The 19,561-nt window shown below is 74.0% G+C and carries 17 protein-coding genes and 2 tRNA genes; 3 read left to right on the forward strand and 16 right to left on the reverse strand.

The features are described 5' to 3' along the window. Nucleotides 1-291: 291 nt before the first annotated feature. Nucleotides 292-1,362 carry an LLM class flavin-dependent oxidoreductase gene (locus tag ACZ6AQ_RS12640; protein ID WP_468759624.1) on the reverse strand — a complete coding sequence of 357 codons (1,071 nt, stop codon included), beginning with the start codon at nucleotides 1,360-1,362 and terminating at the stop codon, nucleotides 292-294. 420 nt (nucleotides 1,363-1,782) lie between these two features. Here ACZ6AQ_RS12640 and ACZ6AQ_RS12645 point away from each other — a divergent pair, with 420 nt between their 5' ends. Further along, nucleotides 1,783-2,541, forward strand: a complete 759-nt coding sequence (locus tag ACZ6AQ_RS12645; RefSeq protein WP_388690263.1) for an IclR family transcriptional regulator — start codon at nucleotides 1,783-1,785, stop codon at nucleotides 2,539-2,541. A 64-nt stretch (nucleotides 2,542-2,605) separates the two neighbouring features. Then, a tRNA-Lys gene (locus ACZ6AQ_RS12650) sits at nucleotides 2,606-2,679 on the forward strand. Nucleotides 2,680-2,799: 120 nt separating this feature from the next. On the opposite strand, the gene ACZ6AQ_RS12655 is transcribed toward ACZ6AQ_RS12650, so the two are convergent. From ACZ6AQ_RS12655 to ACZ6AQ_RS12665, 3 genes are all read right to left on the reverse strand, one after another. Further along, nucleotides 2,800-3,393, reverse strand: coding sequence for a lytic polysaccharide monooxygenase auxiliary activity family 9 protein (locus ACZ6AQ_RS12655; protein ID WP_388690264.1), 594 nt, complete (start codon nucleotides 3,391-3,393; stop codon nucleotides 2,800-2,802). Between the two features lie 175 nt (nucleotides 3,394-3,568). Then, complete coding sequence (locus tag ACZ6AQ_RS12660) at nucleotides 3,569-5,857, reverse strand: SPFH domain-containing protein (protein ID WP_468759625.1); 2,289 nt, start codon at nucleotides 5,855-5,857, stop codon at nucleotides 3,569-3,571. Between the two features lie 181 nt (nucleotides 5,858-6,038). Further along, the gene (locus tag ACZ6AQ_RS12665) at nucleotides 6,039-7,499 is read right to left on the reverse strand and encodes a peptidoglycan-binding protein (protein ID WP_468759626.1); all 1,461 of its coding nucleotides are present in this window, start codon (nucleotides 7,497-7,499) and stop codon (nucleotides 6,039-6,041) included. A gap of 181 nt (nucleotides 7,500-7,680) precedes the next feature. On the opposite strand from ACZ6AQ_RS12665, the gene ACZ6AQ_RS12670 reads away from it, so the two are divergent. Continuing rightward, nucleotides 7,681-7,754: transfer RNA gene (locus ACZ6AQ_RS12670), tRNA-Lys, on the forward strand. Between the two features lie 52 nt (nucleotides 7,755-7,806). Here the strand turns inward: ACZ6AQ_RS12670 and ACZ6AQ_RS12675 are convergent. From ACZ6AQ_RS12675 to ACZ6AQ_RS12730, 12 genes are all read right to left on the reverse strand, one after another. Continuing rightward, nucleotides 7,807-8,334, reverse strand: coding sequence for a hypothetical protein (locus ACZ6AQ_RS12675; protein WP_468759826.1), 528 nt, complete (start codon nucleotides 8,332-8,334; stop codon nucleotides 7,807-7,809). A gap of 140 nt (nucleotides 8,335-8,474) precedes the next feature. After that, complete coding sequence (locus tag ACZ6AQ_RS12680) at nucleotides 8,475-9,254, reverse strand: HAD-IIA family hydrolase (RefSeq protein ID WP_388690272.1); 780 nt, start codon at nucleotides 9,252-9,254, stop codon at nucleotides 8,475-8,477. Between the two features lie 174 nt (nucleotides 9,255-9,428). Continuing rightward, nucleotides 9,429-9,806 (reverse strand): nuclear transport factor 2 family protein, encoded by a 378-nt coding sequence (locus tag ACZ6AQ_RS12685; RefSeq protein ID WP_468759627.1) that lies wholly within the window; start codon nucleotides 9,804-9,806, stop codon nucleotides 9,429-9,431. A gap of 91 nt (nucleotides 9,807-9,897) precedes the next feature. Continuing rightward, on the reverse strand, nucleotides 9,898-11,442 hold the full coding sequence (locus tag ACZ6AQ_RS12690) for an alkaline phosphatase family protein (protein WP_468759628.1): 1,545 nt from the start codon (nucleotides 11,440-11,442) through the stop codon (nucleotides 9,898-9,900). A gap of 134 nt (nucleotides 11,443-11,576) precedes the next feature. Then, nucleotides 11,577-12,632 (reverse strand): 2-aminoethylphosphonate ABC transporter substrate-binding protein, encoded by a 1,056-nt coding sequence (locus tag ACZ6AQ_RS12695; RefSeq protein WP_468759629.1) that lies wholly within the window; start codon nucleotides 12,630-12,632, stop codon nucleotides 11,577-11,579. 14 nt (nucleotides 12,633-12,646) lie between these two features. Further along, on the reverse strand, nucleotides 12,647-13,444 hold the full coding sequence (locus ACZ6AQ_RS12700) for an ABC transporter permease (protein ID WP_468759630.1): 798 nt from the start codon (nucleotides 13,442-13,444) through the stop codon (nucleotides 12,647-12,649). Next, nucleotides 13,431-14,306, reverse strand: a complete 876-nt coding sequence (locus ACZ6AQ_RS12705; protein ID WP_468759632.1) for a 2-aminoethylphosphonate ABC transporter permease subunit — start codon at nucleotides 14,304-14,306, stop codon at nucleotides 13,431-13,433. The genes ACZ6AQ_RS12700 and ACZ6AQ_RS12705 overlap by 14 nt, the downstream gene beginning before the upstream one ends. Next, on the reverse strand, nucleotides 14,299-15,351 hold the full coding sequence (locus ACZ6AQ_RS12710) for an ABC transporter ATP-binding protein (RefSeq protein ID WP_468759634.1): 1,053 nt from the start codon (nucleotides 15,349-15,351) through the stop codon (nucleotides 14,299-14,301). Before ACZ6AQ_RS12710 ends, ACZ6AQ_RS12705 begins: the two co-directional genes overlap by 8 nt. Next, nucleotides 15,348-16,043: a phosphonatase-like hydrolase gene (locus ACZ6AQ_RS12715; RefSeq protein WP_468759636.1), complete on the reverse strand. Its 696-nt coding sequence runs from the start codon at nucleotides 16,041-16,043 to the stop codon at nucleotides 15,348-15,350. The genes ACZ6AQ_RS12710 and ACZ6AQ_RS12715 overlap by 4 nt, the downstream gene beginning before the upstream one ends. Nucleotides 16,044-16,048: 5 nt before the next feature. Next, entirely contained in the window at nucleotides 16,049-17,185 is a 1,137-nt protein-coding gene (locus ACZ6AQ_RS12720; protein ID WP_468759637.1) for a TIGR03364 family FAD-dependent oxidoreductase, read from the reverse strand. A gap of 132 nt (nucleotides 17,186-17,317) precedes the next feature. Next, complete coding sequence (locus tag ACZ6AQ_RS12725) at nucleotides 17,318-18,076, reverse strand: GntR family transcriptional regulator (protein ID WP_468759639.1); 759 nt, start codon at nucleotides 18,074-18,076, stop codon at nucleotides 17,318-17,320. Nucleotides 18,077-18,270: 194 nt separating this feature from the next. Continuing rightward, nucleotides 18,271-19,542 carry a hypothetical protein gene (locus tag ACZ6AQ_RS12730; RefSeq protein WP_468759640.1) on the reverse strand — a complete coding sequence of 424 codons (1,272 nt, stop codon included), beginning with the start codon at nucleotides 19,540-19,542 and terminating at the stop codon, nucleotides 18,271-18,273. Nucleotides 19,543-19,561: the final 19 nt, after the last annotated feature.

The following is a 19,561-nucleotide window of genomic DNA, read 5'->3' on the forward strand; positions in this document are numbered from 1 at the left end:
CCGGTGGGGGGTACTGGGTGGTGCCGTACAGGAGTGGAAGCAGTGATAGCCGCCGCGCGAACGGGGAGTCAATGGTCTGAACCAAATTGAGGACTAGACCAATCGCCGGAGGAAAGCCCTCGTCGGAGGGGTGCAGCACATGACGGAACCGCCCGCCACCCTCGGTGACGAGCGGTTTAAGGTTCCCTTAGGGAAGATCCGGGATTCGTTCGACGATGAACCACCCGTTCCGGAAATCCGCGGCCCGCCCGGCGGGCGCCGGTCCGGGGCCGGGCGGCCGGGCCGTCCGGACTACTCGGAAAGCTCCGGCATGCCGTAGGCGTCGGCGATGAGTTCGTAGCTCCGCAGCCGCGCCTCCCCGCCGTGCGCGTTGGCCGTGATCATCAGCTCGTCGGCGCCCGTCCGCTTCCGCAGGTCGTCCAGGCCCGTGCGGACCTCGTCCGGGGTGCCGTACACGATGTTCGCCAGCCAGCCGTCCACGAACTCCCGCTCGGCGGGGCTGAAGGAGTACGCCTCCGCCTCCTCCGGCGTCGGCACCAGGCCGGGCCGGCCCGTGCGCAGCCGCAGCATCGAGAGGGCGCCGGTGAGGACCTGGCGGCGCGCCTGCTCCGCCTCGTCGGCGGCGAGCGCCGCGACGCCGATCAGCGCGTACGGGGCGTCGAGCACCGCCGAGGGGCGGAAGGACTCCCGGTAGAGGTCCAGCGCCGGGATCGTGTTCCTGGCCGAGAAGTGGTGGGCGAAGGCGAAGGGCAGCCCGAGCAGGCCGGCGAGCCGGGCGCTGAAGCCGGAGGAGCCGAGCAGCCAGACCGGCGGACGCCCCTTCGGACCCTGCACCGGTCCGGGCACGGCGTGGACGCGGGCGTACGGATGCCCGTCCGGGAAGTCGTCGTCCAGGAAACGGGTCAGTTCCGCGAGCTGCTCCGGGAAGTCGTCGGCGCCCTCGTTCAGCCGGTCGGTGCGGCGCAGGGCGGCGGCCGTGGCACCGTCGGTGCCGGGCGCGCGGCCGAGACCGAGGTCGATCCGGCCGGGGGCGAGGGCCTCCAGGGTGCCGAACTGCTCGGCGACGACGAGCGGGGCGTGGTTGGGCAGCATGACGCCGCCCGAGCCCAGCCGGACGCGCCGGGTGTGGGCGGCGAGGTGGGCCAGGATGACGGCCGGGGAGGAGGAGGCGACCCCGGGCATGGAGTGGTGCTCGGCCACCCAGTGGCGGTGGTAGCCGCGCCGCTCGGCGAGCCGGGACAGCTCGACGCTGGTGGCGAGGGCCTGGCTCGCGGTCCGCCCGCTGCCGACGGTCACCAGGTCCAGTACGGACAGCGGTACGGGCGCGGTGCCCCGCACCTCTCCTCGAATGGTGTCGGTCACCGTCGGAACCCTCCTCGGCACGCTCGTGAATGCATGAGGGGAAGAACAGGAGGGAGGCTCCGCTTATTCCGCTCCTTGTTCCCGCCCCTCCCGCCCCGCTTCCCTCCCCCGCGGGGCGCCGTCCCCGGCGCGCGAGGGGACGCGTGCGTTCCCGGCCACCGGGGAGAGGGGCGCCGGAACCGTTTCTCCGCGAAAAATCTCTTCCTCTCCCCCGGTCGAACGCACGGACGAGGGCTTCCGCGCAGGTCCCTGACCTGAGGTTCTGCCTGAAACTAATGACACCGGCATATGCCAGCGTGGCGCGGCCCAGCGTACGGGCCGGACCGTCCGCGTCATTCTCGCCAACAGCCCCCCTCCGAAGGGTCCTTGGCGGCTATCTTGGGACGAAAGCTAGCGGTCACAACCTGGTAGGGGGAAACCGTGGCGCTGAAGCCCGAGCCCACCGCGCCGTTCCACTCGGTGCAGTACGCCCTGCGCGTACTCGAAACGATCTCCCGGCACGGCGGCGGAGTGACGGACGTCCAGATCGCGCGCGAGACCGGCCTCCCCGTGGCCCACCTGTCCTCGCTCCTCCTCATGCTCCGCCGCGAGGGGTACGTCGAGCAGGTCGCCGACGGGGCGTACGTGGTCGGGGACTCCCTCGTCCTCCTCGGCTCCGGCACGACCCGCCGCGAAGCCCTCGAGGCCAAGCTCCAGGAGACCCTGACCGAGCTGCGCGACTCCGTCGGCGCGGCCGTCTACATCAGCCGGTACATCGACGGCGAGGTGAAGATCACCCAGTTCGCGGACGGCCCGCGCACGCCCAAGGTCAACGAGTGGGTCGACTTCCGCTCGGCGGCGCACGCCAGCGCGGTCGGCAAGTGCCTGCTCACCCAGCTCGACCAGAACGGGCGGCGGGACCACCTCTCCCGGCACAGGATCGCCCGGCTGACCTCCCGGACCATCACCAGCGAGCGCGTCCTCTTCTCCAAGCTGGACAGCCAGCCGGCCACCGTCCCCGTGCTCGACCTCCAGGAGTACGCGGTGGGCACGGTCTGCGCCGCCGTGCCGCTGACGGCGGGCGCGGCCGTGGGCTGCCTGGCGCTCTCGCTGCCGATCGAGCACGCCCACCGGCTGCGCGCGGCGGCGGACACGCTCAACCGCAGGGCCGCCCCGGTGGTGCTCTCGCTGGCGATCTGACGGCCGTCCCGCGAGGTGGTCCGGAGCACTCCGCGGGACCGGGTAGTATTTTCTCTGTCAGCCGGCGCCGCTAGCTCAGTTGGTTAGAGCAGCTGACTCTTAATCAGCGGGTCCGGGGTTCGAGTCCCTGGCGGCGCACCGACGGAGAAGGCCCCTCGCGAAAGCGGGGGGCCTTCTCGTCGTGTCCCGCGCACCGAACACCCTCGCCCCGGGGGGCCGGGGCGCGGCTCGCGCCCCGGCCGGGGTGACGGTGTTCCGTCAGAACTTGACGTCCGAGCAGGCGTAGAAGGCGTTCGCGGTGTCCGCGACCGTCCACACCGCCAGGATGAGGTGGCGGCCCGTCTTGCCCGCCGGGACGGTCCCGGAGTGCGAGAGGGTCGCCGGCGGCTGCTGGTTGTTGTAGGGGACGGTCAGGAACGGCTGGGGATCCAGGGCGGCCCGGGTGAGCTTCTGGGTCGGGTCCCAGCCGTTCTTGGTGATGTAGTACTTGAAGTCGGTGGTGCGGTGGCGGGCCGTGAACTGCCAGCGGAAGGTGTAGCTCTGCCCCGCCGTGAGGCTCGTCGCGGGCCAGGTGCCGCCGCGCGGGTCGTCGAGTTCGGCGAACGGGGCGTTCCCGCCGGAACAGATCCTGCCGTCCGCGGGTCCGGCGGCCGGGAAGCCCTTGAGCCCCTCGACCGACTGCGGCTCCCACTGGATGTTGCCGCAGTTGGACACCGTGCCGTTGGCACAGAGCTTCTGGCGGCTGATCGGCGAGTCGGTGTAGCCGTGGCTGCCGGCGGTGCCGGTGCCGAGGAGGGTGACACCGGCGACGCCGAGCGCCACCACCGTCGCTCCGACTGATTTTTTGCGCATGCTGTCGCTCCAGAGAACGTGGGGGGGGTTCCGTCGGGCCTTGGCGCACGCGTGCGGGCAGGGCCGGCCGTGGCGCGTCACCGCCGCTGTCGCGGGTGGAGGCGCACCACGGATGGCTCACTTTGGTCTGGACCAAGTACCAAGGTAGGGAGAGAAGTTGACCCTGTCCATCCCTTCACGCCCCCTCGGCGGGAGCGGTCCGGCCCGTGTAGAACGCCACCGTCAGGTCCTTGACCAGCACCTTGCGCTCGTAGTCGTCCAGCTCCACCAGACCACGACTGGTCAGCCGGTGGACCACGTCGTCCACCGCGTCCACGACCGACGTGAGGATGCTGTCCCGGTGCTTCGCGTCGAGCGCCGCGATCCGCCGCCGCCGCATCGCCGCCGCGAGTTCGGGGGCGTACTCGATCCGCGTCGGCTGCGCCGAGAAGACGTCGAGCCCGACCGGGGCGCACTCCGCCGACAGCATCCGCGTCAGGGCCTCGCCGACCGCCTCCGCGTCCCGGAGCGTCGGCGCGTCCTCGTGGAACGCGTCCGCCGGGAGCTGCGAGAGCACCCGGGCCACCGCCGCCTCCACCTGCTCCCGCAGGTACTGCTCGTGCCCCTCCACCCCGAGGGCCGCCCGGGCCGTGTCCCGCACCCGCCAGACCACCAGGACCACCACGTCGAGCGCGGTGCCCTTGGCGTCCACGGCCGGCAGCGGCTCGCTGCGCCAGTGCCGGAGCCGTACGTCCACCCGGCGGCGCAGCAGCAGCGGGCCGACCCAGACCAGGCCGGTGCGGCGGACCGTGCCGCGGTAGTCGCCGAACAGGGTCAGCACCCAGGCGTGCCCGACCCGGCCCCGGCCGAGGCCGCCGAACGCGAGGAGCGCGGCCGCCAGCCCCATGCCGAGGAAGAACCAGTGGCCGAGGCGGACGCCGAGGTACGGGCGGTCCGGCAGCCCCAGCGCCCGCGCCGCCCCGGTGGGCACCGCGCCCGTCCACCACACGACCGCCGCGCACCAGAGCAGCGCCAGGGCCCCGGCGGTCAGCCCGACCCAGCCGGGCAGCGCCGTCGCGGGACGCTCGACGAGGGAGGGGTCGGCGGTGGGGGCCGGGCGGGTGGAGAGGAGCGGGGCCGCGTGCCGGGCCTTGGACCTGGCCTTCGTACGGGGCCGGGGTTCGGGCGCCTGCTCGGTCCGCCCCGGGACCCGGGGTCCCGACGGGCCCGGGGCGGCGGGCGCACGGTCCTTCCGCACGGGGGTGGGCGCGGCCATGGCGACGGTGTCGGGCCCCCCGTCGCCGTCCGCCGCGGTACGGGCGGCGGCCCCCGGCTCGTCCCGGAAGAGCAGGTGGACCGGGATGGAGCCGGTGGTGTCGGTCCCGATCACGTTCCTCCGCCGCGCCACCCGCACCACACCGGCCACGGGCACGGCGACGGTGGCGACCTTCGCCCCCCTGATCCGGGCGAAGTCCGGGGCGGCGGGGGGCCGGGAGGTCGGGGAGACAGGAGGGGCGGGGGAGGCCGGGGAAGCGGGGGGAACTGGAGGGGGGGCCGCCTCGGAGGCGGGGGGTTCGGGGGTGGCGGGGGGTTCGGGGGTGGCGGGGGCCCCTGGGGCCGGGGCCTCGGAGGCCAGGATCCCGGGGGCCGGGCTCTCGGGAGTGACGAGGTCCTTGGGAGGGGCGAGGTCCTTGGGGACGGAGGACTCGGGGACGGAGGACTCGGGAGTGGTGGCGGGGGCCTCGGAGGCGGGGGCGCGCTCGTCCGCCGGGGATGCCGGAACGCCTGGCTTCCCGGTCGGCGCGGGGCGGCCCTCGACGGCGGAGGCGGAGGCCACGGCCTGGGGCGGGGACGGGGGCGGGGACTCCTCGGGGCCCTGAGCAGCCGGGCCCTCTTCCGGCGCCGGGGCCTCTTCCGCCACAGGGGTTTCTTCCGCCGCCGGAACTTCTTCCGGCGGCGGGGCTTCCTCCACCACCGGGATCTCTTCCGCCGTCGGGGCCGTCGCCGTCTCCTTCGCCGCCTCCGGCGAGGGAGCCGGGGCGGTTTCGGTACGGGGGGGCTCCGGTACGACGGACACCGTGTCCGGTCCGGGAGCGGCCGCCGTGGCGGGGACGGGGCCCGGTGCCGTACCGGAGACAGGAGTGGGCCCCGTACCGGAAACGGGGGCCGGTGCCGGGCGCTCCTCCGGCGGCGTCCGGAGCGGAGCCGCCGGGGCCAGGTCCGACGGGGCCAGGTCCGCCAGGACCCGGTCCGCCGGGACCCGGTCCGCCGGGACCCGGTCCGCCGGGACCCGGTCCGCCGGGGACGGGGTCACCGGAGCCTCGACCGTCGTCAGGGCCCCGGCCTCCACGGGCCGGATCGCCACGGGTCCGGCCTCCACGGATCCGGCCGTCGCGGGCCCGGCCGTCGCGGGCCCGGCCGTCGCGGGCCCGGCCTCCACGGGTCCGGCCGTCATGAGTCCGGCCCCCTCGGACCGGTTCGTCACGGGTCCGCCCTCCATGGTCCCGGCCGTCGCGGACCGGCCGGCCGGGGGTGGGGACGTGCGCGGGAGGGTGCCGTCCGTCAGGCGTCTGGCCGTGCGGGCCGCGTCGCGCGAGGCCGCCGCTCCGGAGTCCGCGGGGTTCGGGGTCGGTGCCGTCATTCGGGGTCCACCTCATGCTCTCGGTTCATCGGAACAAGCGCCGCCAGGTCTCCGGGCCCGGATAGCCGTCGGCCGCTCCGCCGCGCCAGCCCTGTGCCCGCTGGAACGCCTCGACGTTGCGGCGGTCCGCCTCCGTCCAGCGCGGACCGGGTCCCGACAGGTAGTGCTTGCCGAAGCCCCGCCTCACCAGTTGTTCGCCCAGCTTCTTCACATATGCGTTGGACTGTCCCGGACGGAAGGAGCCACGCCCGGGAAACGCCGGCGCATGCGCGTCCGGACCGCCCGAACCACTCGAACCGCCGATGTCCCTGCCGCCGCCGGTCACGAGGAGCCGCCACGTGTCGGGGCCGGGCAGGCCGTCCGCCTCCTTGCCCCGCCAGCCCTGCGCGAGCTGGAACGCCTCGGTGGCCCGCCGGTCCGCCTCTCCCCACTTCGGGCCGGGCCCCCGGCTGTAGAACCTCTTGCCGCCGCGTGCGACGAGCAGGTTCCCGAGCCGGGTGACGTACGCGTTGTCCGCGCCCGGCCCGAACGCCGCCGCGCCGGGAAAGGGCGTCGCCACGGGCTCCGCCCCGCTCCCGGTGCCGCCGGTGGTCTCCAGGCCCTTGTACCGGTAGGCCACGTACCGGTCACTGTTCTCCCAGTACGCCATCGGCGTGGCCTGTTTTCGCGTGTGCGGCCTGGTCTGCTCGTACGCGAGGTAGGAGGTGTGCGTGTAGTCGGTCCAGCCGCCGAAGATCGTGACGTGGGAGCCCCGGGACGGGTCGGCCGGGTCGTGGAAGAGCAGGATGTCGCCGGGCTGGAGGTCGGCGCGGTCGATCCGCTCGCCGAAGGCGCCGAGGCTGCCGGTCCACTCGTTGCGGCCCAGGTCCCAGGCCATGGAGACGTAGCCGGAACAGTCCTGGCGGTACCCGTCCGCCCCGTACGCGGTCATGGAGTACGGGACCTGTGCGGCGACCCACCCCTTGGCGCGGTTGATGATCTCGGTGCGGGTCGTCGTGCGCGCCGTGCCGATCGCGGCCTGTCCCGTCGCGGCCTCCCCCGTCACGACCTGTCCTGTCGCGGCCTCCCCCGTCACGACCTGCCCCGCCGTCGGGGTGGCGCCGGGGGCCGGACGGGGACCGGAACCCGGCGCGCCGTACAGCGGCTCCGGCCCGCCCTGCGGCGTGTCCGGCACCGTCCCGGCCGGCGCGGGGGCCGTCGCCGTGCCCGCCGGGGCGTCCGCCGGGTCCGTCCCGTCGCCCGGCGCCGTGTCCGCCGGGACGAACGGGTCCGGCGCGCGGGGGAAGGCGGCGGCCCCGGCCCCGCCGCCGCCCAGGACCACGCCCGCCGCCGTCATCAGGACCAGGGCGCGGCGGGCGCCGTGCGCGGCCGGGTGGCCGCCCGACCGGACCGGCAGGCCGAGGGCGAGGTCGCGCCGCTGCCGGGCACAGCCGGGGCAGCCGCAGTCGGCCGCCGGTTCGAACTCCTCGAAGACCAGCACGCTCATGCGCTTCCCCTCCACACTCGTCAAGATCTCTTCGGCCGCCCGGGGACGGCCATGTCTCAACTGTCCGGACAAGTCGCATTTTGACCGATCGGAGGACTGATAAGACCATCCGACAGGCCGGAGGGGCGGTTATTGGTCAGGAGCACGTCTCCACGTCGGGTAGAGTTCTCTCTGTCAGCAGGCGCCGCTAGCTCAGTTGGTTAGAGCAGCTGACTCTTAATCAGCGGGTCCGGGGTTCGAGTCCCTGGCGGCGCACGCAGAGCGAAGGCCCCTCACCGGTGGTGAGGGGCCTTCGTCGTTTCCGTTCTCAGTCCGCCGTTCCCGCACCGGGGCCGTCGTCGCGGCGGCGGGAGCTGCGGAAGGCGACCGCCACGGCGGCGACGGCGGCCAGGCCGAGGCCGATCACGGTGTACGGAGTGCCGAGGCCGTTCTCGCCGGCGGCCTGCGCGACGCCGGGAGCGGCCGGGGCGGCGAAGACGGCGGCGCCCCCGCCCGCGCGGACCGGGGCGACCCGGGCCGGCTCGCGGCCCCCGACCCGCACGACACCGGCGTCCCGGTGCCGGTGGCCGTCGCAGACCACGTCGACCGGGTACGTACCGCTCTCCAGTCCGGCCTTCACGCCGGTGTCGCCGTACAGCGGGGAGTGCCCGCCGTCCCGGCCGGTGAGTTCGGCCGCGGCGGCGAACGCGGGGGACGTGGCGACGCCGGTCGCCCCCGCGCAGCCCAGGACGCGGACGTCCAGGTCGTCGCCGGGCGAGGCCGCGGACGGGGTGACGGTGACCCCCACCCCGTCGTGGGCGTGCGCGCCGCCCGCCGACGGGGCCAGCACGAACACCAAGGCCGCCCCTGCGGCGCGGAGAGCAATGGAGCCTGAACGCATCGTGACCTCCTGGTACTGGCAGGGTCACCCGTTCCGGCGCTCCTCGCATCCCGGGGGACCCGGCCGGGTGTCCGGGCCGGGACCCCCGGGAGGGGTCAGACGCGGTCGACGAGGTCCGCGATCGAGTCGACGGTCTTGGACGGGCGGAACGGGTAGCGGTCCACCTCGGCCCGGGTCGTCAGGCCGGTCAGGACGAGGAAGGTCTGCATGCCCGCCTCCAGACCGGCCAGGATGTCGGTGTCCATCCGGTCGCCGATCATGGCGCTGGTCTCGGAGTGGGCGCCGATCGCGTTGAGGCCGGTGCGCATCATGAGCGGGTTGGGCTTGCCCGCGAAGTACGGCTCCTTGCCGGTGGCCTTGGTGATCAGCGCGGCGACCGAGCCGGTGGCGGGGAGCGGGCCCTCCAGGGAGGGGCCGGTCTCGTCGGGGTTGGTGCAGATGAAGCGCGCGCCCGCGTTGATGAGCCGGACGGCCTTGGTCATCGCCTCGAAGGAGTACGTACGGGTCTCGCCGAGGACCACGTAGTCCGGGTCGTGGTCGGTGAGGACGTAGCCGATGTCGTGCAGCGCGGTGGTGAGACCGGCCTCGCCGATGACGTACGCGGTGCCGCCGGGGCGCTGGTCGTCGAGGAACTTGGCGGTGGCGAGGGCGGAGGTCCAGATGTTCTCGACGGGCACGTCGAGACCCATCCGGGCGAGACGGGCGTGCAGGTCGCGGGCGGTGTAGATCGAGTTGTTGGTGAGGACCAGGAAGGGCTTCCCGGTCTCCCGCAGCTTCTTGATGAACGCGTCGGCGCCGGGGATCGGCACGCCCTCGTGGATGAGGACGCCGTCCATGTCGGTGAGCCAGGATTCGATCGGCTTGCGCTCTGCCATGGGTGCGGGACTCCTGCCGTACATGTGTGCGGGGTGCTGGGCGCCGCGACTGCGCTGTGGCGACGCCCCCAGGGTAGGCCCTGACCGCCCGCGCCGGGCCGGGCCGGAAACGGGGCTCCGCGCACGGCCCCGGAAGGGCGGTCCGGAAGGAGGAGGGCGCCGGGGAGGGGCCGTTCAGGAGACGGCCGGCTCGATCTCCCCGGCGAAGACGATCACCTGGTCGATGAGGCTCCGCCGCAGGTGGACGACGTCCGTTCCCGCCAGGCGGGGGCCTCCGTCCGGCGTGGTGAAGGCCCATCGGTACCGGGCCCACTCGTCGGGCATGTCCACCGCCGAGCAGCGCACCATCGTCCCGGTCCCCGCAGGGTGGTGCCGGATGTCCAGCACGAACCGCTCGACCGCCTCGATGCCCTCGCTGCGGCCCAGCGGCCCCCAGAAGACCACGTCCGTGGTCAGGGACCGGGAGAGCAGCGCGGGGACGTATCTGTCGTCCGAGGCGTTGAAGGCGGAGAGGAACGTGTCGATCGCGGACCGCGCTGTCTCTTCCTGCATGCGTCAGTCATACCAGCCGCGCCGGGGGGCGCACACGCGTCCCGTGACCGCGCGGGGCGCCGCCACCGCCGCGGCGGCGCCCCCGGGAGGGTCAGGACGCGGTGATCCGCACCCCGTCGACCGTCCAGTACCAGTTGTTGCCGCCGGTGTAGCGGAAGCGGAAGTTCACGGTGGAGGCGCCGGGCGGGACCGGGACCGTGAGGGACTGCGGCTGGGAGAGGACGTCGGCGGTGTAGCTCTTGACCACGGTCGGGGTGCCGCCGTTGAAGCTCGCCAGGACCTGGGCGGTCTGCGCGCCCTCCTGCCGGTAGAGGGTGGTGAAGCCGAGGGTGACCGAGGACGCGCCGGACACGGGGTGCGCGGGCGTGACCAGGGTGGAGTCGAAGGTGCCGGAGAAGCCCTTGTCGGCCCACTCGTCGGAGTCGGCGACGGCGAAGACGCCCCGGGCGCGGACGTTCAGCTCGCGGGACTGGTCGCGCTGGGCGCGGGTCCAGAACTCGTCGGTGGTGAAGGACCAGCCGCGCCACTCGGTCACGCCGCCGGTGCCCATGGCGTTGTTGACGACCGACCAGCCGCTGGGCGCGGTGTGGGTGAAGCCGAGGATCCCGGCGGGGATGCCGGTCTCGTCCACGCGGCCGCCCAGCGACCCGTACAGGGTGTCGAAGGGGTCGGCGGAGCGCTCCTGGACCGGCTTGCCGTCCAGGCCCCAGGACGGGTCGGGGACGATGCCGAGCTGGTGGAAGACGGTGGCGGCGACGTCGACCAGGCGCGTGTCGATCGGGCGGGCGCCGGCGGCGATGCCGGGGCCCTGGGCGAGGACGAAGGTGCGCCGCTCCTCGATGCCGGAGCCGCCGTGGCCGCCGGCGTCGGTGTGGCCGTGGTCGGTGGCGACGATGACGGTCCAGCGCTCCGTGGCGTACGACGGGCGGGCCTCGATCGCGGCGAGGAGCCGGCCGAGGTAGGCGTCCTGGACGTCGATGGCTTCGAGGTACTTGGCGTGCGCGGCGCCGTAGTTGTGGCCGATCTCGTCGGTCTCGCCGAAGTAGACGAAGAGGACGTCGGGGTTCTGGTCGCGCAGGACGGACTCGGTGATGTCGGTGATCACCCTGTCGTTGACGACGTAGTTGTTGTCGTAGACCAGCTTGGCGTCGGCGCCGGGGGTGACGGTGCCGTGGGTGTCGAGTTCGGGCCAGTCGACGGCGGCGAAGAGGGAGAGGCCGGGGCGGACCTGGTTCAGGCGGGCGAGGAAGCCGGGGTAGCGGCCGTAGTTCTTGCCGGTGAAGGTGTTGTCCCTGACGCCGTGCTTGTCGGGCCAGACGCCGGTGGAGATCGTGGACCAGCCGGGGCCGGAGGAGGTGGCGGCCATCGGGTTGGCGTAGAGGAGGGAGCGGCCGTAGGTGCCCTTCGCCATCAGGGACTTGAGGTTCGGTGCCTTGGCGGCGTCGATCCGGTCGTAGCGCAGGCCGTCCATGCCGACGACGAGCACCTTGTCCTTGCTGGTGCCGTCGGGGAGCACCGGGACGGCGGCGGTGGCCGCCCGGGCCGCGGGGCCGGTGGCGAGTCCGGTGGCGGCGACGGCGGCGGTGACGCCTGCGGCGGTGAGCACGGTGCGGCGGGAGATGCCGGTGAGCGGCATGTCGGAGTCCTCCGTGAAGGGGGCGGAAAGGTTCCGGACACGGATCAACGCCCCTGGCTGCGCAGGGGCGTTGGGTCCGTACCCGTTATCCTTCCGCGATCCGCGCGGGTGTTCCAGAGCCGTACGGTGAACTCTCAGCTTCCGGTGGCGGTCTTCCACGCGTCGACGTACGCCGTCAGGTTCTTTTCGATGTCGGCCCAGTCCGGCTCGAAGACCTCGACGCCCTCCATGATCCTGGCGAGCGCGACGGCGTTGGCGTCGGTGGGCCTGACGTCCTCGCGGGCGGGGAAGCCGCCGCCGACGGCGCTGACCTCGCGCTGGGCCTTCTCGCTCAGCAGGAAGTCGAGGAGCTTCCTGCCGTTCTCGGCGTGCGGGGCCTTGTTCACCAGGCCGGCGGCGTACGGCAGGGCGAAGGTGGTGGGCTTTCCGTCTCCCTTGGCCGGGAACCAGATGCCGAGGTTCGGCATGGACTTCGCCTGGGCGAAGTTCATCTGGACGTCGCCGTTGGCGACGAGGAGTTCGCCCTTGTCCACCTTGGGGGCGAGCTTGGAGGTGGAGGAGGACGGGCCGACGTTGTTGGCCTGGAGCCTCTTCAGGTACTCCATGGCCGGCTCGCGGCCGCCGAAGTCGTGCACGGCCTTGATGAGGACGGCGGTGCCGTCGCCCGCGACGCCGGGGGTGGAGTACTGGAGCCGGTTCCTGTACTTCGCGTCGAGCAGCTCCTCCCAGGTCTTCGGGGCCGTCGGCAGCTCCTTCTTGTTGTGGACGAAGCCGAAGTAGTTGGTGACGACGGAGGTCCAGGTGCCGTCGGCGGCCTTGTCGGCGCCGTCCACCCGGTCGGCGCCCCGCGGCGCGTACGCCTGGAGCAGCCCCTTGGAGCCGGCCTGCTGGATGAAGGGCGGCAGGGTGACGAGGACGTCGGCCTGGGTGTTGCTCTTCTCGCGGAGGGCGCGTTGCACCATCTCGCCGGAGCCCCCCTCGACGTACTTGACCTTGATGCCGGTCTGCTTCTCGAAGTCCGCGAAGACCTTGTCGTACCAGCCGTCGCCCGCCTCGCCCTTGAGGCCGTCGGCGCTGTAGACGGTGACGACCTTCTCGTCGGAGGCGGCGGACGGGCCGCCGCAGGCGGTGAGGGAGGCGGCGAGGACGAGGGCGCCGGTGACGGCGGCGGCCGTGGGCAGGGTGCGCATGACGTTGTTCTCTCCTAGCGGTACGAGGCTTTGGTGCGGATGCGGGAGACGGCGAGCAGGACGAGCAGGGTCGTGGTCATGAGGACCACGGCGAGGGCCGAGCCGGTGAAGAGCGAGCCCCGGTCCGTGGCGGTGAAGACGAGCACCGGGAGCGGCGTCCAGTCCGGCGGGTAGAGCATCGTCGTGGCGCTCAGCTCGCCCATGGAGAGGGCGAAGCAGAGCCCGGCCGCCGCGTTCAGGGACGGCAGCAGGAGCGGGAGCCTCACCCGGAACAGCACGTACGCGGGGCGGGCGCCGAGACCGGCCGCCGCCTGCTCGTACACCGGGTCAAGACGCCGGATCGCGGCCGTGACCGACTGGTACGCGAAGGCGGTGACGAGCACGGTGTGGGCGAGGATCACGATCCAGCGGGTGCCGTTGAGGAGCACCGGCGGCCGGGAGAAGGCGACGAGGACGGCGAGGCCGACCACCACCGACGGGACGGCGACCGGCAGGACGAACAGCGCGCCCATGATCCGCCCGCCGCGCCTGCCGAGGGCCGCCGCGGCGAGCGCGGCCCAGGTGCCGGCGGTCAGCGCGACCAGGCTCGCGGCGACGGCCGTGGCCAGGCTGGTGGTGAGGGCCCGGAGGGATTCGCCGCGCACGGCCGCCGCGTAGTGGACGGTGGTGGGCCCGGAGGGGAGGGTGCCGGACCAGTGGGTGGAGAAGGAGGCGGCGAGGACGACGAGGAGCGGCAGGGCGAAGAGCGGCACGAAGAGGACCGCGAACAGGGCCCAGGCCGTCCAGCGGCCCGTACGGCTATGCACCAGCACGGCGGCTCACCCCCCGGTAGAGGGTGTAGAGGCCCACGGAGAGGGCGACGTTGACGACGGCGACGACGCAGGCGGCGGCGTAGTCGGATTCGAGGATCGCCTTGCCGTAGACGAGCGTCGGGAGGGTCGTGACGCCCTTGGCGCCGGTGAAGAGGACGATCCCGAACTCGTTCAGGCACAGGACGAGGACGAGGCTGCCGCCGGCCGCGAGCGCGGGCAGCGCCTCGGGCAGGATCACCTGCCGGACGATCCGCGCCGGCCGGGCGCCGAGCGAGGACGCCACCTCCAGCTGGGCCGTGTCGAGCTGCGAGAAGGCGGCGAGCAGGGGCCGCATCACGAAGGGGGTGAAGTACGTGATCTCGGCGAGCAGGACGCCCCACGGAGTGGTCAGGAACCGGAAGGGCCCGGTGGCGGCGCCGGTGACGCCGGTCCAGAGCCCGTTGGCCATGCCGACCGTGCCGTAGAGGAAGAGCAGGGCGAGCGTGACGAGGAAGGACGGGAAGGAGAGGAAGACGTCGACGAACTTCGCCACCGCCTTCGCGCCGGGGAAGGGCACGAACGCGATGACGAGCGCGAGGACGAAGCCGAGCACCAGGCAGCCGGCGGTGGAGGCGACGGCGAGCCAGACGGTGGTGACGAGGGCGTCGCGGAAGGACGCCGAGGCGAAGACCCGGGCGTACGCGCCGGGCTCCAGGGACTCCTGGACGACGAGGGCGAGCGGGTAGAGGAACACGAGGCCGAGGACGGCGACGGGCGGCAGGGCCCACACCCAGGCGGGGACGGTACGGGGGGCCCGCGTCCCGGGCGCGGCCGGGACGCCCGCCGGGGCGGCGGGGGCGGCGGGGGTGAGGGTGCTAGTCACCGGTCACCCCCGCCGCCAGGAGGACCGCGTCGTCGGGGGCGAAGTGCAGGGTGACCTCGGTGCCGAGCGCCGGGGTCTCCCGCAGCTCCCGCACGTCCGCCTTCACCCGGTGGCCGTCCACCTCCACGTACAGCCGGTGGGTGGAGCCGCGCCACTGGACCTCGGCGATCCGGCCCCGCAGGGCGTTCGGTCCCTCCCCCAGGCCGACGAGGTGGGGGCGGACGCAGAGGGTGGCGCCCGCGCCGGGGGCGGCTCCCCCGGTGGCGACCTTCAGCTCCGTGCCCGCGAAGGCCACCCCGTCCGCGCCCACCGTCACCGGCAGCAGGTTGGCGTTGCCGACGAAGGAGGCGGTGAACCCGGTGCGGGGCCTGCGGTACAGGTCCTGCGGGGTGCCGCAGTCCCGGAGCCTGGCCCGGTCCATGACGGCGATCCGGTCCGCGAGGGTCAGCGCCTCGACCTGGTCGTGGGTGACGTACAGGATCGACACGTCCGGCAGCTCGCGGTGGAGCCGGGCGAGTTCGGCCAGCATGCCGGAGCGCAGCTGGGCGTCGAGCGCCGAGAGCGGTTCGTCCAGGAGGAGGACGTCGGGGCGGATGGCGAGGGCGCGGGCGATGGCGACGCGCTGCTGCTGGCCGCCGGAGAGCTCCCGGGGGTGGCGGCGGGCGTAGGCCGCCATGCCGGTCATCTCCAGGGCCTCGGCGACCCGGCCGGGGATCTCGGCCTTCGGCACCTTCCGCGCCTTGAGCCCGAAGGCCACGTTGGCGTCCACCCTGAGGTGGGGGAAGAGGGCGTACTGCTGGACGACCATGCCGATCCCCCGCCGGTACGGCGGCAGGTCGGTGACGTCCCGGTCCCCGATGAACACGCGTCCGGAGACCGGCCGGACGAACCCGGCGACGGCGCGCAGCGCGGTCGTCTTGCCGGAGCCGGAGGGGCCGAGGAGGGCCATGACCTCGCCGGGCTCCACCGTCAGGTCGAGGGAGTCGAGGACGGTGGTGGAGCCGTAGGCGACGGAGACGGCGTCGAAGCGGATGCCGCTGGTCATGCCTCGTACTCCCGTATCAGCTCCGGCAGTTCCGCGACGGAGGCGAGGACGCGGGTGGCGCCGTGCTCCGTGAGCGCGGCCTCGCCGTGGGCGCCGGTCAGGACGCCCGCGACGATCCCGGCGCCGGAGCGGACCCCGGAGAGCATGTCGTACGAGGTGTCGCCGGCGACCACGATCCGCCGCACGTCGTCCACCGCGCCGGTGCGGAGGAAGGCGCCGAGGACCATGTCGGGGTACGGGCGGCCCCGGCCGCCGGTGTCGGCCGGGCAGAGGGTGAGGCCGACGAGGTCGCGCCAGCCGAGGGCGTCGAGGATGGCGTCCTGGGTGACCCGGGCGAAGCCGGTGGTGAGGACGACGGTCCTGCCCTGCTCCCGGAGGGCGGTGATCGTCTCGGCGGCGCCGGGGAGCGGGGCGATCCTGCCGTCGGCGACGAGCTCCCCGTACGCCTCCTCGAAGGCGAGGTTGGCCCGTTGCGCGCGCTGTTCGTCGCCGCCGAGGAGGTGGCGGAAGACGGAGATCTTGGACTCGCCCATGGTGGCGCGGACGTGGCCGATCATGGCGGCCGGGTCCTCGCCGAGGCGTTCGGCGGCGACGGTGAACGCCTGCTCGACCAGGCCGTCGTCGGCGACGGTGGTGCCGGCCATGTCGAGGACGACGAGGTTCAGGGGGGCCTTCGGGTTCTGCGTGGTCACGGGATTCACCAGCCCAGTTCGTTCGCGGTCGTCTCGGCGACGGCGGGCGAGCAGGTCATGCCCCGGCCGCCGGGCCCGGTCACCAGCCACACGCCCTCGCCGACCTTCTGGCGGTGCACGACCCGGGTGGTGTCGGCGCACTGCGCGTACACCCCGGCCCAGCGGCGCCGGATCCTCGGCAGCGGGCGGCCGAGGAAGGACTCCACGACCCGGGTCAGGTGCTCGTAGGGGTCTTCGAGGGTGTCGAAGGCGAAGGGGTGCTCGTACTCGTGGGTGTCGCCGATGGTCAGTCCGCCGTCGAGGCGCTGCACCATGAGCAGCTGCATCCGGTGGGCGGCGGCGACGGGGTCCTGCGCCTGGCCCGCTTCGAGGGCGTCCAGGGCCCCGGAGGCGTAGGCCGGGTAGTAGCGGAAGGAGTCCGCGTCGGCGACGGAGGTGGTCAGCGGCTCCCCGAGGGGGTCGGTCTGCATCATCTGGAGCCGGACCCGGCGGACCGGGATCTCCCCGGCGACCTCGCGGACGAGGCCGGAGAGCCAGGCGCCGGTGCACAGGACGACGGCGTCGCCGGTGTGGGTCTCGCCCCGGTCGTCGCGGACGCCGCTGGACCCGGTCCCGTCGGCGGTGACGACGTCCCGGACCTCGCGGTTCGGGAGGAAGGCGTAGCGGCCGGTGGCGAGGAGGGCCTCGCGGAGGGCGAGCTGTGCGGTGCGGGGCTCGACGGCGGCGTCCCGTTCGCACCGGAGCGCGGCGTCGAACGTTCCGCGCAGGGCGGGGTTGACCGCGCGGGCCTCGTCGGCCGTGAGCAGCTCGTAGCCGCGGGCGGCGGCGTCGGGGCGGGCCACGGCGGCCTCGGCGACGGCGCGTTCGAGGTCGTTCCGCACGGGGGTGAGGGAGCCGTTGGCCCGGAAGCCGATCCCGGGGACGCGGGCGCCGATGCCCTCCCAGAGTTCCCGGGCGCGCAGGGCGGTCTCCAGCTCCTCCCCGCCGGCCCGGCCGCTCACCCAGATCTGGCCGAAGTTGCGGAGGGAGGCCCCGCGCGCCTCGGCCTCGCGCTCGATGTGTACGACCTCGTGGCCGCGTTCCACTGCGTGCCAGGCGTGCATGGTTCCCACCACGCCGGCTCCTACGACGATCACCTTCATGACGACGACGGTCGCGGGGACGGATGACCCGGGCGGGGCCGGTGGACGACGGGACGGTGAACGGCCCGACAAGGTTGGACCAGACCCGTTACCTTTTCGTTATGCGGTCGGGGCTTCCGGGTCGCGGTCCGGTCAGTCCTGGCGTCCCAGGCGGGCCGTGAAGCTGAAGCGGTCGCCCCGGTAGAGGGTGCGGACCCGTTCCAGGGGGCGACCGGTGGTGTCCCGGGAGACACGGTGCAGCAGCAGCATCGGCAGGGCGGGCGGCGTGCCGATCAGAAGCGCCTCGCGCGGGGTCGCGAGGACGGTCTCGATCCGTTCGTCGGCGTCCCCGAAGGAGATGCCGAGCCGGTCGTGGAGGTAGGAGTAGAAGGAGGAGTCCGGGTCGAAGTCGGTGTCCAGACGGGGAGCGCGGGCCACGGAGACGTACGTGCTCTCCAGGCCGACCCGCTCGTCGTCGGCGAGCAGCACCCGCTCCATGTGCCAGACGGGTTCGCCCCGCTCGGCGCCGACCTCGGGGGCCAGCGCCTCCGGGCAGGGGAAGCGGTCGAGCGAGATCAGGCCGCGGCCGGGGCGGCGGCCCTGACGGCGCACGCCCTCCGTGTAGCTGGCGAGCGAGAGGGGCTGTTCCAGCTTGGGACCCGCCACGACCGTGCCCCGGCCCCGGCGGCGCAGGCGCCCTTCCAGGAGGAGTTCCCGGAGCGCCTGCCGGACGGTCTCGCGGGACACCTCGTACCGGACGGCGAGGTCGCGTTCGGTGGGGAGCCGCCCGCCCTCCCCCAACTCGTCCACCATCACGGCGATCCTGGCCTTGACGGCGTAGTACTTGGGGACGCGGCCGTGCTCGGGGATACCGGAACGGACGGGGGCGCCGGGCGTGGTCTGGTAGTTCACCGGGGGATGGTCGCAGACGGGGGTGAACGGGGAGGTGTACGGAGGGTGACCCGGCGGTGCGGGGCTTCGGGGTGGCGGGGCCCCGGGGCGGTGGGGCTTCGGGATGGTGGGGCTTCGGGATGGTGGGCCCCCGGACGGTGGGGGCTTCGGGGCGGTGGGGCCCCGGGACGGTGGGGGCTTCGGGGCGGCCGGGTTCAGCTCCGTGGGTGGCCGTTCCGGCGGCCCGCGCGGAAGAGGGCGGCGCCGAGCAGGACCAGGGCGACGGCGATCGGCGCGAGGGCCCGGCCCCGCTCCTTCGACTTGCTTCCGGTGTGGGCGAGTTCGGGGAGAGGGGCGGCCGGCCGGTCGGGCGGCGCGGGAGCGGTCGTCCTCCCGGGCAGGGGTGGGGACGGCGGGGCGGAGGCGGCGGGCGGGGAGGCCGGGGCGGAGGTGGCGGGTGGGAAGGACGAGGACGGTTCGGCCGGCCTGACGGGGGACGTGGCGGGTGCGGCCGGGGCGGTCGGCGCGGCGGACCCGGTGGTTCCGGCGGACTCGGCCGGGGCGGCGGGTACGAATGGGGCGGCGGGGGAGGCCGGGACGGCGGGTACGGACGGCGCGGTGGGAGAGGCCGGGACGGCGGGTACGGACGGCACGGAGGGGGAGGCCGGGGCGGCCGGGAAGGAGGGGTCTCCGGGGGCGGTCCGCGTGCCCGGGGCGGGAGGGCCGATGGTCAGGCGGTAGTCGCCGGACTCGCCGATCCAGTCCCCGTCCGCGCCCTGGCGCTGGACGATCGCCGTGTTGACCACGACCTCGCCGGGGGCCGTCTCCGCTCCGAAGGCCAGCCGCACGGGGACGGCGAGGGTCCGGCCGGCGGGCACCGAGAAACCGCCGAAGTCGGTGAACACGCCCACGTTCTCCGCCTCGTCGGTCGCCTCGAAGGACACCGGCTGCCAGCGCGCGGCCCCGGCGTCGTAGAACTCGAAACGGATCCGCTCCGGGTGCAGGACCCGGTCCCGGTCGGTGAGCACGAGCACCGGGTGGATGCCCGAGCAGGGGGCCCCGGTGGTGTTCGTGAGTTCGAGTTCCCACTCCTGAAAGGGGCCGCCCGCCGCGTAGGAGGCGGGGCCGCCGTGCATCCGGGTGGCCAGCGGGAAGCCGGTGTCGTCCGGAGTGCCGCAGGCGGGAGTGGACGGGTCGGGGGCGGGGACGGCGGGAGCGGCCGGGGCCTCCGGGGCGAGCGCGGGGGCCGTCGCTCCCGGGCCCGGAGCCGTACCGCCCGGAGCCGTACCGCCCGAGGCCGTACCGCCCGGCCCCGGAGCCGCCGTTGCGGGGGTGGGGGCCGCTGTCGCCACGGCGGGGGCCACCGTCGAGGGAGCGGGAACCGCCGTCGCCGGGACGGGAGCCGTGAGGATCAGGGGGGCCGTCGCCACGGCGGCCGCCACGGTCACGGCACGGACGCTGCGCAGTCGCAGGGGGGCGGATGCCATGGGGCCGGTGCCTTTGCTG

Source organism: Streptomyces sp. NPDC041191, from assembly GCF_055591945.1.

What these genes read in the sequence shown, in the direction of transcription:
- ACZ6AQ_RS12730 (WP_468759640.1), bottom strand. Translation starts at nt 19,542, where the DNA reads ATGGCATCCGCCCCCCTGCGACTGCGCAGCGTCCGTGCCGTGACCGTG.
- ACZ6AQ_RS12665 (WP_468759626.1), bottom strand. Translation starts at nt 7,499, where the DNA reads ATGAGCGTGCTGGTCTTCGAGGAGTTCGAACCGGCGGCCGACTGCGGC.
- ACZ6AQ_RS12655 (WP_388690264.1), bottom strand. Translation starts at nt 3,393, where the DNA reads ATGCGCAAAAAATCAGTCGGAGCGACGGTGGTGGCGCTCGGCGTCGCC.
- ACZ6AQ_RS12690 (WP_468759628.1), bottom strand. Translation starts at nt 11,442, where the DNA reads ATGCCGCTCACCGGCATCTCCCGCCGCACCGTGCTCACCGCCGCAGGC.
- ACZ6AQ_RS12680 (WP_388690272.1), bottom strand. Translation starts at nt 9,254, where the DNA reads ATGGCAGAGCGCAAGCCGATCGAATCCTGGCTCACCGACATGGACGGC.
- ACZ6AQ_RS12685 (WP_468759627.1), bottom strand. Translation starts at nt 9,806, where the DNA reads ATGCAGGAAGAGACAGCGCGGTCCGCGATCGACACGTTCCTCTCCGCC.
- ACZ6AQ_RS12710 (WP_468759634.1), bottom strand. Translation starts at nt 15,351, where the DNA reads ATGACCAGCGGCATCCGCTTCGACGCCGTCTCCGTCGCCTACGGCTCC.
- ACZ6AQ_RS12695 (WP_468759629.1), bottom strand. Translation starts at nt 12,632, where the DNA reads ATGCGCACCCTGCCCACGGCCGCCGCCGTCACCGGCGCCCTCGTCCTC.
- ACZ6AQ_RS12720 (WP_468759637.1), bottom strand. Translation starts at nt 17,185, where the DNA reads ATGAAGGTGATCGTCGTAGGAGCCGGCGTGGTGGGAACCATGCACGCC.